The sequence below is a fragment of the Actinomadura viridis genome (assembly GCF_015751755.1).
Taxonomy (GTDB): Bacteria; Actinomycetota; Actinomycetes; order Streptosporangiales; family Streptosporangiaceae; genus Spirillospora; species Spirillospora viridis.
Genome location: NZ_JADOUA010000001.1, coordinates 7,595,071 through 7,607,905 on the forward strand (window position 1 = coordinate 7,595,071; position 12,835 = coordinate 7,607,905).

13 protein-coding genes and 1 pseudogene are annotated in these 12,835 nt (G+C 66.9%); 9 read left to right on the forward strand and 5 right to left on the reverse strand.

Annotation, left to right across the window (positions count from 1 at the left end):
- The first annotated feature begins 24 nt into the window (after nucleotides 1–24).
- From IW256_RS43195 to IW256_RS34530, 4 genes are all read left to right on the forward strand, one after another.
- Entirely contained in the window at nucleotides 25–321 is a 297-nt protein-coding gene (locus tag IW256_RS43195) for a tyrosine-type recombinase/integrase (RefSeq protein ID WP_197014924.1), read from the forward strand.
- Between the two features lie 246 nt (nucleotides 322–567).
- Nucleotides 568–2,604 carry a HEAT repeat domain-containing protein gene (locus tag IW256_RS34520; RefSeq protein WP_197014925.1) on the forward strand — a complete coding sequence of 679 codons (2,037 nt, stop codon included), beginning with the start codon at nucleotides 568–570 and terminating at the stop codon, nucleotides 2,602–2,604.
- A gap of 865 nt (nucleotides 2,605–3,469) precedes the next feature.
- Nucleotides 3,470–3,745, forward strand: a complete 276-nt coding sequence (locus IW256_RS34525) for a hypothetical protein (RefSeq protein ID WP_197014926.1) — start codon at nucleotides 3,470–3,472, stop codon at nucleotides 3,743–3,745.
- A gap of 23 nt (nucleotides 3,746–3,768) precedes the next feature.
- Complete coding sequence (locus IW256_RS34530) at nucleotides 3,769–4,110, forward strand: cupin domain-containing protein (RefSeq protein WP_197014927.1); 342 nt, start codon at nucleotides 3,769–3,771, stop codon at nucleotides 4,108–4,110.
- A 245-nt stretch (nucleotides 4,111–4,355) separates the two neighbouring features.
- On the opposite strand, the gene IW256_RS34535 is transcribed toward IW256_RS34530, so the two are convergent.
- The gene (locus IW256_RS34535) at nucleotides 4,356–5,249 is read right to left on the reverse strand and encodes a carbon-nitrogen hydrolase family protein (RefSeq protein WP_197014928.1); all 894 of its coding nucleotides are present in this window, start codon (nucleotides 5,247–5,249) and stop codon (nucleotides 4,356–4,358) included.
- Nucleotides 5,250–5,884: 635 nt separating this feature from the next.
- A complete protein-coding gene (locus IW256_RS34540; protein ID WP_197014929.1) occupies nucleotides 5,885–6,088 on the reverse strand; it encodes a cold-shock protein in 204 nt (67 codons plus the stop codon).
- A gap of 275 nt (nucleotides 6,089–6,363) precedes the next feature.
- Here IW256_RS34540 and IW256_RS34545 point away from each other — a divergent pair, with 275 nt between their 5' ends.
- Nucleotides 6,364–6,591 carry a hypothetical protein gene (locus IW256_RS34545; protein ID WP_197014930.1) on the forward strand — a complete coding sequence of 76 codons (228 nt, stop codon included), beginning with the start codon at nucleotides 6,364–6,366 and terminating at the stop codon, nucleotides 6,589–6,591.
- 212 nt (nucleotides 6,592–6,803) lie between these two features.
- On the opposite strand, the gene IW256_RS34550 is transcribed toward IW256_RS34545, so the two are convergent.
- On the reverse strand, nucleotides 6,804–7,025 hold the full coding sequence (locus IW256_RS34550; protein ID WP_197014931.1) for a hypothetical protein: 222 nt from the start codon (nucleotides 7,023–7,025) through the stop codon (nucleotides 6,804–6,806).
- Between the two features lie 448 nt (nucleotides 7,026–7,473).
- On the opposite strand from IW256_RS34550, the pseudogene IW256_RS34555 reads away from it, so the two are divergent.
- Nucleotides 7,474–7,772: pseudogene (locus IW256_RS34555) on the forward strand (helix-turn-helix domain-containing protein); the annotation flags it as partial.
- A 25-nt stretch (nucleotides 7,773–7,797) separates the two neighbouring features.
- On the opposite strand, the gene IW256_RS34560 reads toward IW256_RS34555, so the two are convergent.
- Both IW256_RS34560 and IW256_RS34565 read right to left on the reverse strand, forming a co-directional pair.
- Nucleotides 7,798–8,358, reverse strand: a complete 561-nt coding sequence (locus IW256_RS34560) for a hypothetical protein (RefSeq protein ID WP_197014933.1) — start codon at nucleotides 8,356–8,358, stop codon at nucleotides 7,798–7,800.
- Nucleotides 8,359–8,501: 143 nt separating this feature from the next.
- Nucleotides 8,502–9,298 (reverse strand): IS5 family transposase gene (locus IW256_RS34565; protein WP_231405535.1). Its coding sequence is split into 2 segments (ribosomal slippage): nucleotides 8,502–8,956 and nucleotides 8,956–9,298, totalling 798 coding nucleotides; the frame shifts between segments, so codons are not numbered across the junction.
- A gap of 532 nt (nucleotides 9,299–9,830) precedes the next feature.
- On the opposite strand from IW256_RS34565, the gene IW256_RS41750 reads away from it, so the two are divergent.
- From IW256_RS41750 to IW256_RS34580, 3 genes are all read left to right on the forward strand, one after another.
- On the forward strand, nucleotides 9,831–10,430 hold the full coding sequence (locus tag IW256_RS41750) for a tyrosine-type recombinase/integrase (RefSeq protein WP_307829288.1): 600 nt from the start codon (nucleotides 9,831–9,833) through the stop codon (nucleotides 10,428–10,430).
- 253 nt (nucleotides 10,431–10,683) lie between these two features.
- Nucleotides 10,684–11,319 (forward strand): hypothetical protein, encoded by a 636-nt coding sequence (locus IW256_RS34575; protein ID WP_197014934.1) that lies wholly within the window; start codon nucleotides 10,684–10,686, stop codon nucleotides 11,317–11,319.
- Nucleotides 11,320–11,391: 72 nt separating this feature from the next.
- Nucleotides 11,392–12,825 (forward strand): tetratricopeptide repeat protein, encoded by a 1,434-nt coding sequence (locus IW256_RS34580; protein WP_197014935.1) that lies wholly within the window; start codon nucleotides 11,392–11,394, stop codon nucleotides 12,823–12,825.
- Nucleotides 12,826–12,835 lie beyond the last annotated feature (10 nt).

Genomic DNA, 12,835 nt, shown 5'->3' on the forward strand with positions numbered 1-12,835 from the left:
AAGCAGTGCGCGGAACGGGCAGAGGTGTGGCCGCGCTGGCAGGATCACGGCCTCGTCTTCCCCCCACGCCTGGGTACGCCCACGGAGCCGGACAACCTTCGGCGCGCCTGGAGCCGTATCCGTGAGGGCGCCGGTCTAGAGATCGTGGCTTCCACGACATTCGGCACACCTGTGTGGCTGCTGAACTTGAGGGCCCCGCCGCACGTCGTCCGGGAGATCGTCGGGCACAGCGACATCGAGGTCACGGTGACGATCTACGCTCACGCGGCCCTCGCCGAGAATCGGGCGGCGCTGCGAAAGCCGGGGGATGCCCCCGGCTGAAGTCGTTGTCGTCCGTACTGTCGTCAACAACGCCTCGAGCGATGATCAATCAGGGCGTTCGTGCTGCTCAGATGGTGTGGGCAGGGACGGGGCGAACCACCGTGGGCGATCCCGCCGAAATGGCCCGGATGGCGCTGACCGCGGCCGATCTGGCCGAGCCCCCGCTGCGGCTACTGCTACCGTTCATCCGGAATCATGGGTTCGGTCGGCGGCAAGGCCGTCGCCAGTGCGAGAAGAAGTCCCTTCATGACCCTCCCCGGACTCGACCGGGTCGGATGGTCCACTCTCCGGCATGCCTACGGATCGGCCGGTGACGTACCTGAACTGTTGCGGCGGATCGCCGATGACCAGGACGCCTCCGACGCGCTCTTCCATCTGAGGAACAACATCTACCACCAGGGCGGTTTCGTGTGCTCCGCCGCCACGGCGGCCCTGCCGTTTCTGGTCCTGCTGGCCGGGGCGGCCGAGGTCACCGTGCGGCGGGAGGTCGTGGAACTGCTCGGAGATCTGGCTGGGCAGGCCGTCCTCGCGGCGCCTCGGCATGTCGACCCCGGCTGGCGGCCGGCCTGGCGGGCGGCGCTGCCAGGTCTGCTGGCACTTCGTGACGATGCCGATGTCGAGGTGCGCCGTAGCCTGGCACGAGCGCTCTCAGAGGCCGCCGCGGACGCGGATGCGGTGGTCACCGCACTCTGCGACCGGTACTCCCGTGAGGAGGATCCGGCGGTACGGATCGGGATCATCCTGGCCGTCGGGGAGCTCACGGCCAGGTGTTCGGCCGAGGTCCTGCCCGAGACGGCGATCTGGCTGCGGGGGCTGCGCGCACATGCCGACCCGCAGATCCGGCTGGCCGCGGTGGTCGCGCTGGACCAGGCGATCGTCGCCCAGCGGTTGGGTACGGATCTGGACACGCTCATCGAGGCCATGGGCGATGATGGGATCGGGGTCTGGCGGGACGTGCCATGGGTCGGCGCGACGCCGGCTTGGCTGACCGAGCACTATGGCGGGAGCGCCGCCCGGTTGGTCGGTTGGGTGGACGGGCGGCTCGGTGACGACGCGACCACGCGTACCGAGGTGTGCCGGGCTTTCCTCGGCCACCGGGACGCCGACCGGCGGGTCGGCGCGGTACAGGCGGCGGCCGAAGTCTTCAGCACCTGGCGGTCTTCTGGCGAGCGGCTGCTTCCTGATCTGGCGGAGCGGACGGCGGACCCGGCGGGCGCCGTCCGCGCCTATGCGACCCACGTGCTCGCCGCCGCCGGCGAGGAGACGGACGGGTACCGTGACCTGCTCGCCGCGCGGCTGTCCGACGACCGGCGGCTGTCCCGGCACGGCGACAAGCGGATCAGCGATGTCGCGGCCTGGGGGCTGGCCTGGCGCCACGACCCGCGGTGCCTGCCGCACCTGCTGGCCAGGCTCGGCGACCGCGAGCTCGGTTACGGCACTGCCATCGTGCACGGTTACCCGTCGTACATGACGAGCCTGCCGGCCGTACAGGAGGTGCTCGCACCTCTTCGCGAGCATGCGGGCGTGCTGCTTCCGGTGATCCGCGAGCGGCTACGTGACGGCGGCCATGAACTCCGCCGCGCCCTCGCCGAGCTGCTGGAGCAGTGGGGTGAGGTCTCGGCGCCCGCCGTTCCTGAGCTGGTGGAACTTCTCGGTACGGAGACGCGAGCACAGGGAGCCCTCGCACTCGGAGCCATCGGTCCCGCCGCCGGCCCCGCCGGGCCGGTCATCGAGCGGCTGCTGCGGCGGCCATCCGAACCGTCCGAGGGGTGGAACGCGCGCGTGTCCGCCGTCGTGCTGCCGTGGGCGTACTGGCGGATCACCGGCGATCCCGAGCCCGCACTCGCCGCGATCGGCGGCATGCTCGACGAGGAACCCGACGAGTGGGGCTTGCGAGAGCACTGGCGCTGCCTCTCCGACCTCGGTACGCACGCCGCGGTCCACATCGACCGGATCCGCGGCCACATCGGCCGGCAGAGCGAATGGGAGCAGGTCCTCGCCGCTCATGCGTTGTACCGGATCACGGGCGATCCCAAGCCCGCCGTCCGGGTGCTCTGCCGAGTGGTCTGGCCGTTCGCGTCGGGCGAGAGGCGCCCGGTGGCGTGGGCGGCGTTGCGCTGTCTTACCGAGATGGGGGCCGCGGCGAAGCCCTCCCACTGGGTGCTGCGCGACGTCCTCAGCTCCGACCGCCGGTACAGCACCGACGGCGGCTGGCGCAGGTTCGCCGAGGACCGGGAGCTGCGTGAGCTGGCGACCGACATCCTGAGGTTCGCCGAGGTGTAGTTCCGCGCAAGGAACGGAAGCCCCACGCACCCCGCTCGGTTTCAGAACGACGCAGGTCACGCAAGAGCAGGCGCAGGCGCAGGCGAGGAGAATGGGTCCGCAAAGACGGGCGGTACGGCTTAGCCGCTTACGTCCCGACCACGGCGGGCACCCGCTCAAACGGGTCCAGGGCTACGCCCGGTCGCACGAGGGATGCGCGTCAGAAGCTGACCAGACTTCTCGAACAGGCCGACCAGGGCGTCCCGGTCTCCTCGCAAGTCGGACGGTGGCGTACTGGCCGACGCACGTCGTCCAGGTCGAGCGGGCGGCCCAAGATCGTCAGGCACGGCGACAACGACGTCACCATGACGATCCACGCCCCGCGGCCCTGGATGAGAAGCGGGCGGTGCTCGGGAAACTGGGGGATGCCTTCGGCTGAGGCCGTTGCAGTCCAAGAGGCCCGAAACCGAGACTGGTTCCGGGCCTTTTGGCTGGTCATCTGAGGTGGGCAGGGGCGAGGGCGAACCACTCAGGCCGGCGAACCGCGGTTCCGGGCAGTGCCGGTCAGACTGCGACGCTGGCCAGGGCCCATCGGCCGGCACCTGTTACAGCATGAACGGAACGGAACTGAGATGGCCTGACGGCTGAGCCCTCAGTGTGACGCGCGGCGATCTGCGACGCGGTTCGAGCGGCGCTATCCGGCGCAGTCGCCGTCAGGCGACGAGGCGTCGCGGGCGAGGTCGATGACCTCCACGACGATCTCGGTCGAGGTCTGCGGCGACTGGCCGCAAGAACCCAATAAACCCTCTTCGGTGCGCACTTGACCTAAATCAAAGTCGAGGTTCTACGGTCGGAGGGAAGGCGTGCACGGTATTAGGAGCAGGTAATGAGCGTCACCAACGCCAGGGTTACCGACCCCGATCGGTTCCTGGAGGTCTTCGAGACCGTCGGCGCGGAGAAGCGGCGCAAGCATGGCTGCCGGGGGCCCTGGGTCTACTTCGATCCCGGCGACGCGCACCAGGTGTGGTCTGTCTTCGACCGGGACGCGAAGGACTACGACGAGTTCCTTGCGGCCCCTGAGATCCCAGCCATTGCACGAGTGCTCGAGCGTCCAGGCGCCGCCGGTGCACGCCATCACCCCCCGACCGAGCTCGACGCCTGACCACTGCACAGGGAGAAACGTTCATGGCTGTTACGCCCTCGCGGGCCCGCAAGTTCAGCTCGGCGATCGGCGAGGACGCCGTCCGCTTCGGCGACGGGATCCTCATCGCGCCCGCTCTCGGCAAAGAGGTCGGCAGGTCGATGAGCGCCTACACGTCGTTCTTCCAGATGGGGGCACGCGCCGACCTGCCTGCCCCCTATGCGGAGGTCTGGGTGGTGCTCAGCGGAGCGCTACGAGTGGGTGCCGAGAGCGACGCCGTGACGGTGCGCGCAGGCGACTTCGTGCACGTTCCGGAGCAGGCGCCCGGGGTCGTCGAGGCCCTGGAGGACACCACGATGGTCTGCGTGTCGGTACCCGCTCACTGACGAGGGCGGCGGTCACTTGCGTTTGCGAGGCCGATTCAGAAGGGCACCTGCTACGGGAACGGCGCGACGAAGGCGGGAGCGCGAGCACGCCCGGCACGGTGTGGGAAGACGGCGGGTGGATGTTCGTTCAGGAGAACGGCTGGCCGGTCGACCCGACGATGGACCGTGATGAGTGGAAGCACCTGCTCGCCGCACCGGAGCCGCTCTCCCACCACCATTGCCGGCTCGTTCAGCCACTACGCCTGTCAGAACTCAGTACGTGTGTCGCTTCTGCCGTCCCCCAGGACAACGTGGCTGTCGTACAGGCCCGCCCGTGCAGTGCGGCGCCATGGGCGGGCAAGGCGGAGGGCAACGTCGATATCGGGATCCTGCGCATCGAGGTCGATGTCTGCAATCGCCAGGCCGGGCCGGCTGTCGCCGTTGCAGCTTGCCAGCCGTCGTCCGCCAGGTGCAAAGATCGCGGCGGGAGCGGTTGCCCCGAACTGAGCTGGGATGGAGTAGCCCACCCAGTAGTTGTAGAGGGTCGCGTACGCCTGCGCGACAACTGCGGGTGCGGCAGCGTCGATCATCAACGAAACCAGGACGCAGTCCACGCCCAGCTGCTCGTACTCGTGGAAGACCTCCGGGAAGTTGACCTCGATACACAGCGCGGTACCGAACCGGATGCCGTCGACCTCGAAAACCAGGGGCGCCGTGCCCGGGGTGAACATGTACGAGACCTCGGTGTGCGACAGGTACCGCTTGTCGTAGCGGGAGACAAGCACACCTTCGTCCGAGACGATGTACAGGCTGTTGTGTGGCCGATGCGGAGGCGTCAACGGATGTGGCGCCCCGAACGCCACCCATAGGCCCAGTTCTCCAGCCAGGTCGGCCACCGACTCCGCTTCGGCGCGTAAGACGTCCCAGTCGACCCGACTCCAGTCCGAGGCGGCGAGTGTTCCGTGTGGACCGGATGACAACACGTGCTTGCTGGGATAGGTGATGGCCCCCTCGGGGAACTGCACCAACCTCGCACCTGCATCACTGGCCGCACGCATCAACGTACGGATCTCTTCACTGCTCGCCCGCAGACTCTCCGAGTCGGTGGGATCCTCCGGGACTGTGCTCTGCGCGACCGCCAGCCGCAATCTCCTGCCCATCAGGGCACGATATGGCGCGCGGGCCGTCACGCTGTTGAATCCCAGTCACGGCTCTCAGAGCCACCTGGTGTCGACCTTGACGTTATGCAGGACGGCACGTCTCGCAGCTGCTCGCCCTCGGCGTCCCGCCGCATGTAGTCCGGGAAATTGTCAGGCACAGCGACATCGAGGTCGCCATGACGATCTACGCTCACGCGGCCCTGGATGAGATGCGGGCGGCGCTCGGGAAGCCGGGGATGTGCTCAGCTGAGGCCGTTGCCGTCCGCACTGTCGTCAAAACGCCCCGGCGATGATCGCTCGGGGCGTTCGCGCTGCTCAGAAGGTGTGAGCAGGGGGCGAGGTCGAACCGCCGGCCTTCCGCTCTTCAGACGTAGCGACCACCCTGCCGCCGTGGCGTCTGCCGTGGTCGGACGGTGCCCGACGTGCGTGCGTGATGGGCCCTGCGTGTCGACGTTGTCGGCAGTGCGCGAACCACCGGCATCCCAAGCCCGACACGGCCCCGTCCAGCTCGCGCCGTGCGCCGCCGTGGGCTCGCATGAGCCAGTGTGAGGGACGTTGCAGTACTTCAGGTGCTGTGCCGCCGTTCTGCCGCGGCGGGCGCCCCCAGGGGAGCGCCCGCCGCGGCAGGCGACAGATCAAGCGGGGACGATGTTCTCCGCCTGCGGGCCCTTCTGACCCTGGGTGATGTCGAACTTCACCTTCTGGCCCTCCTGGAGCTCACGGAAGCCCTGGGCCGCGATGTTGGAGTAGTGCGCGAAGACGTCGGCGCCGCCGCCGTCCTGCTCGATGAAGCCGAAGCCCTTTTCGGCGTTGAACCACTTGACGGTACCGGTGGCCATGGCCATCTCCTTCTGGTCGATCCTGGCCGCACACCCTGCGCGGCCGAGGACGCCGCGATGACCCATCCGGAAGGTCCAGAACAACAAAAAAATGCGCCTGACGTCAGATCCGACAGGCGCACGAGAATGTCTATGGGAACCGCAACTACGGACAGCCTACCACGTGTCCGGGAGGTCGGCCGTGATGCGGGCGCTGGTGGTGGTGCGCGGTGACGAAGTCAGAATCAGGCGCCAGAGAACTTACGGCATGGCCAAGTTGGGCGCATACTACAGTCATGAGTTCTTCCAAACCCGCCTCGCGGCGGCACCTTCCCACCAGCCCCTTCAGCCCCCCGCCCGCTGCGCCGTCCGTCCAGGACTTCGTGCTCCACGACCAGGTCACGCACGACAAGTACGGGCTCGGACGTGTCGTCGAGGTAGATCCAGGACGCTCCGCCCTGGTCGACTTCGGGCCGCAGCGAGTCAGGATCGTGGCTCCTTACGCGAAGCTTTTCAAGCTCTGAAACTGCTCCGGTCATGTGAAGAAACGCTCGACAGATGTGGATCGGCATGCACATCCGGACGTTGGGCGCTTCCGTCCCGGTGCAAGAAAAGACCTTCAGGCGGGTGTTGAAGGTCGCCGCCGCTGCCGGCTGGAAAGGAACGGCCTGACCACTCACGGTCTTCGGCACGTGCAGTTCTCCGGGCGCCATCGTTGTCAGGGTTGCCAGGCGAACTATCTGGTCAGAACCTTGAAGGTCGTTAAGCCATGCCAGACATGTGGCCTGGCTGCGGCTGCAGCGCTGGTGAAGGTGTTGCCAATGATCAACGACCTGACGATCAGCCGTATCGGCCAGGGGTGGAGTTGCATCACCACCGAGGTCAGCGTGAAGCCGCTCGCGAGTTGTTCACGCAGGTCCGGGCCGATATCGGCGGCGAGCAAGGCGACTCGCTGCATGTTCGTGTCCTTGCCCACGCGATGGCCGACGTGCACCAGGAGTTAATGTGTGACATGAGAGCACTTGCCGCCGCCGATCTGGTCACCGATGAGCGGGCGGCCCAAGCTGGGTGACGCTTTCAGTGGCTGGCTTGTATCCGTCGCTGCACCTCAATATGAGCGGGTGCTATCGCGAGCTGGACGATTTCGGCCGCGCTCGTGAACACCTCCAGCCCGGCGCGGGCCCGAGACCGGCGCACTCGGCGACGACGAGTATGGGCAGCTCAGCAAGGGTGGCCCGGAGCGGCTGGCCGAACAGTTGGGTGCCGCCACCTGACTGCGCCCCGGCGAATTCTCCGCACTAAAGCCTGTCTCGTAACGGCCGGGCGCCCGGACCGATGATCTTGTTGTGGAGCAGGTGATCAGTGCGGACCGGGCCGAGTGGGTGCCGGTGTTCACGGGCTTGTCGATGCCTCAGTTCCGCCGTCTGGTACGGATCGTCGCCGGCAGGGGGGTGGTGAGCAGACCGGCACGGGCCGCCGGTGGGGTCTGCCGCTGGCCGACCGGGTGCTGCTGATCGCGGTGTACTACCGCACCGACCTGACGTTGCGGCAGGTCGCGTTGCTGTTCGGGGTGTCGAAGTCGGCCGCGCACCGGGTGGTGGACCACCTGGCGCCGCTGCTCGCGCCGGCCCCGGCCGGCAAGCGGCACGGCCCGGACACGGTACTGATCGTGGATGGAACACTTGTCCCGACGCACGACCGGAAGAGTGGATGGTGTCCGATGAGGCGGGTCAGGATGCTGTCGTGAGCAAGACGAGCGCCACCGCCAGGGGCACGGCGAACATGGCACCGACGACCGCAAACGCGATCCGGTAGGGATGTAGTTCCGCCCACGACACCAGGCCCGGATACGTCTGGTCGAACTCTTTGGCGCTCCGGAAGCGGTGGGGATCGCTGCACGGCACGCCGAGCATCTTGACCAGCCGGTCCACATCCTGGCGCTTGTAGTAGGCGACCCTTACCCTGATGAGCAGCGTGTCGTGCGCATCGAGCAGGAACAGGCTTTTGTCGGCCACCCCCCTCTGCTGGTCGAGGAGTGGGTCCTTCATTGGGTCAATGGTTGCACGCACCGCTTTTGTGACGTGCGAGCGTGGCTGGCGCCGCCGGATAAAAGGCCCCCGCACGACGACCTCGTCCGAAGTCAGGATGATGCGCGCGGTGAGGAAGGTCCATGCTCCCAAGATGATCAAAACGGCCATGATGGCACCCGCGATCAGGGCGAACACCGTGGGGACGTCGCTGATCAGGACCACGATCTCGACCACGCCGACCAGTCCCACAACGGTCGCCATGGCCAGTGCTGTCTGGGAACGTGGGCGCAGTTCCAGGGTCCCTTGACCACCACGCATGCCAATTTCACCTTTCCATCAGCCTGTCGACAGGATGCCACATCGATTGGCTGACGGGCGGGAGTGCCTACACCTAAGGCGTCATCTCATTTGGCTAGTCGGCGGTGACAGATCAGGGTGGCGGCGATGCCGACGAAGGCCAGGAAGTGTTCGGGTTTGCGTTCGTAGCGGCGGTGCAGGCGCCGGCAGCCGCTCAGCCAGGACACCGTCCGTTCCACCACCCAGCGGTGCCGCCCGAGCCGGTCGGAGGACTCGATGCCGCGGCGCGCGATTCGCGGGGTGATGCCCCGCCTGCGTAGCCAGCGCCGCAGGTCGGCGTAGTCGTCACCCTTGTCGCCGTGTAGCTTGGCCGGGCGGCGCCGACGCGACCCTCGCCGGGAACGGATCGGCGCGATGCCCCGCACAAGCGGCTCCGGCGCGAGCTTGTCGTGAGTGTTGGCCGTTGAGATCCTGACAGACAGCGGCAGTCCGGCACGATCGACCAGCAGGTGGATCTTCGACCCACGTTTGCCGCGGTCGACAGGATTCGGGCCTGTCAGCTCCCCCCTTTGGCGGCACGGACACTCACCGAGTCGATCGCGCACCGCGACCAGTCCAGGTCACCGCGCGCACCCAGCTCGTCCAGGACGAGCCGGTGCAGCTTGGCCCACACCCGCGCGGCACTCCACTCGGTGAAACGGCGGTGCGCGGTAGGGCCCGACGGCCCGAACACCGGCGGCAACTGCTGCCAGGTACAACCTGTGGTGGCCACGAAGATGATCGCCGCCAGCACCTCACGATCGCCGTACCGGCGTCGGCCACCGCCCTGCGGCCTCGTCGGAGCAGGCGGCACCACCCGCTGGAACAGCTCCCACAACTCCTCCGGCACCAGCCGCTCGACCATCTCCACGACCGCAAGCTACCGCCACCAAACCAAATGAGATGACTTAGTGACCCTTCGTACAGCGGGACGTGTCCGACGGGCTTGTCTAGTGGCTTTTCGGCGACACGGCACAGTGAGTTGCTGCGGGTGCGGCCGGAGAAGGGTGTCGACGCGTGCCGCGACGTGCCCCGGTGCTGCGCCCTCAAGGGTGGCCAGTGCTGCGAGGCTCACCCCTCCGTGCGCATGGTCCAATTGATTCACGCTGTGCTTCGCAACGCGCTGGAATCGGCCGTCCGTGAGGAGGTCATCCCACGCAACGTGGCCAAGCTCGTCAAGGTCGGTGCGCCAAAATAAAGGTGAACCGCGGGCCCACGGTCGATCAGGCGCGCGACGTCCTCAAGGCGGCACGTGACGAACGGCTCTACGCGCTCTACGTCCTGGCGCTCTGCCTTGGCTTGCGGAGCGGCGAACTGCTCGGCCTGCGCTGGGAGGACGTCACCCTCGTCGGCTGCCGGACTTGCGACGGTGAGGGCGGCGAGGTGGACGGCGCCGAGTGCCCGGTAGTGGAGTCGAGAGCGCCACGTTGGAAGTCGCGCGGACGCTTCAACGGGTCGGGGGAGCGCTGCGGTTCGTTCGTCCCAAGACCGACGACTCCGAGCGGACCATCCCGTTGCCTCCCGTCTGCATCACGGCTCTGTGCGAGCACAGGGTGAAGCAGGCGGCCGAACGGGCGGACGCGTGGCAGGACTGGGAGGACAACGGCCTCGTCTTCCCGTCCCGACGCGGTACACCCATGGAGCCGGACAACCTACGCCGAAGCTGGGGCCGTATCCGGGAGGCCGCGGGCCTGGAGTCGATGCGGTTTCACGACATGCGCCACACGTGCGTCTCGCTGCTCCTGGCCCTGGGCATCCCGCCGCACATCGTCCGGGACATCGTCGGGCACAGCGACATCGAGGTCACCATGACGATCTACGCTCACGCGGCCCTGGATGAGAAGCGGGCGGCGCTCGGGGAAGCTGGGGGATGCGCGCGGCTGAGGCCGTTGCTGTCAAAAGGCCCGGAACCGATACTGGTTCCGGGCCTTTTGGCTGGTCATCTGAGGTGGGCAGGGGCGGGGTCGAACCGCCGACCTTCCGCTTTTCAGAAGTAGCAACCACCCTGCTCGCGCAGCGTCGGCCGAGGTAGACGGTGCCTTACGGCTGCCCTTGGTGGCCTCTGTGTGGGGCTGTTGTCGTCAGTACTGTCGTCAGCTTCGTCGGCAGTACCTCGTGCTTCGGCCCACCGTCCGTGTCGCTCGCGGCGAGGATGGGAAGCCTGCACCTTCTACATAGGTTCCCGGCCATCTCCGGGGGGCAGGTGAAATCAAGGTGTCGCACAGCGCCCGGTACGTCATGCTAGGCGCTATGGGAGATCTGCTCAGCTCGTTGCCTGATGGGGGAGGCTGGCGCGACATCGCCTACGTTGGTTACTTCGACGGTGACGCCGGCTTGGCGGAGGGCTTCGCCGAGGCGGCCGAGGCTATCTTCAAGCAGTGGCAGAGCAGTCCCCGAACCGGTGATCAGCTCCTCCTACCGCTGGTGCACAACTACCGGCATGCGCTCGAACTGGCGCTGAAGCAGGCCATCCGTGATGCCGCCAAGCGCGTGCGCTTCGACGGCCACAACGATCCATCGCTCCATCCCGATGAGTTGGACGTCCACCTCAAGCGTAAGCAGCGTCATCGCTTGGGGCCGCTGGCCGATCAGCTCGCCGGGTTGCTCAAGGAACTTGCGCTCGAAGGGCTCCCGGCCGACACCATGCGCCTGCTGGCTCGGCTCCACCAACTTGATCCCACAGGAGAGGCGTTCCGCTACGCCGATCACCTTGAGAGCAGTGCGCATGCGGTGGACGTCCCCGAACTCACGAAGCTGCTCCGCGATGCCTTCGCCATTGTCCATGGGGGTGTCATCACGGCACTGCACGTCTATGCTGACTATCAGTCCGACATGCGTGAGATGTATGCCGACTACGCGGACGCATCAAACAGTGCGTCCTTCTGATCGGAGCAAGATTAACTTTGTTCAGGGCTGTTCACAAGCACACCTGTAAATGCGCCGGATATCGTCGGGCCTATGGTTGACGCACTGCCGCTCCGTATTTTTCTGGCCTCACCCGGCGATCTTCCGGGCGAGCGCGAGGTTATTCGGACCTGTGTCGAGGAGCACAACGCCCGGAGCGGGGGCGGGAGCAACGTGACCTACGAGGTCGTCGGCTGGGAGCGCGTGCGAGGAACTGCTCGACGGCCGCAGGAGGCGATCAACGAACTCATCGGGGAGAGTCACTTCCTGGTCGCGCTGTTCAAGGGATCTTGGGGTAGCGAGTCGGGCAGTCCCTGGGGATACACATCCGGCAGCGAGGAGGAACTCTTCACGGGCCTGCTCGAGCTCGGTCGTGCCGAGCAGCCGATGCGGGACGTGTGGGTGGCCTTCCTCGACCATCCTTCGCCCGCCGAACAAATCGTGAAGCTCCGAGAGCAGATGTCTCGGCACCACGCGGTGATGTACGAGTCCATCGCGGACATCCGTGAGCTCAAGGCCAAGCTGACTGAGCGTCTCGAGGCCTGGGAGGCGCTGGCCGGATCCAAGGTCCATAGGCATGTCGACCTGATGCCGTCGTCCGGGAAAGACGTCCTGCGGGCTGCAAACCTGCGCCTACGCGGCGAAAAGTTGGTCGACCTCGGTCAGGCTGAGGCAGGGCGGGCGGCCCTCCAGGAGGCAGCCGTTCTGGGCGGCCCAGCCGAGCAGCTCGCCTACGCTCGGTCCCTGGCCCGGCACGGCGAACTCGACGATGCGTACATCGCAACACAGCGCGCCATCGACCACTTCATCAGTGGGGCCTCGCACCTGAACTCACCGCTCGCGGCGGAGGCCTTCGCTGCCCAAGCAGGGGTGCTGCGTCGGCAGGGCCGCGACGTCGACGCAATCGGACGGCTCGAGCAAGCCGTGACACTCCTCAACGAGGATGACGCTTACGCACAGAAAGTCCGCTGTCGGATCCTCGACGACCTCGGACTTGCGCACCAGAAAATCGGCGACCTGGACTCTGCCCGGCGCACCTTCCAGGAGTCTCTCGACTCAAGACGCGGTTTGCGAAACGGCCTGGACGTGTGCCAGTCCCTCGTCAACCTGGCAAGGCTCGAGGTCCGCGTGGGGAACTTGGAGACCGCGGCTTCCTATGCGGACGAAGTGGTCATGAACCTGCGCGGCACACCACCGACGGCACTCCACGCCAATGCCGAGGTGTTGGCCGCACAGGTACTCCTCCGCCAGGGCCGACCTGATGAGGGCATGCCGCATGCCGAGCGGGCCTTGTCTCTGAACCGGCAGATCGCGAGCAGACGCGGGGAGGCCATCTCCCTGCTCCTTCTTGCACAGTGCTGCCGTGCTGCCGGCAGGGGACGTGAGGCGGAAGAGTATGCGCGCGCCTGTCTCGAAGTGAACAGGGCGATGGGGAACGAGAAGGGCGAACAGCGAGCCCAGTGGATCATCGACCAGTTGGACCAGTGACCGAACGCCA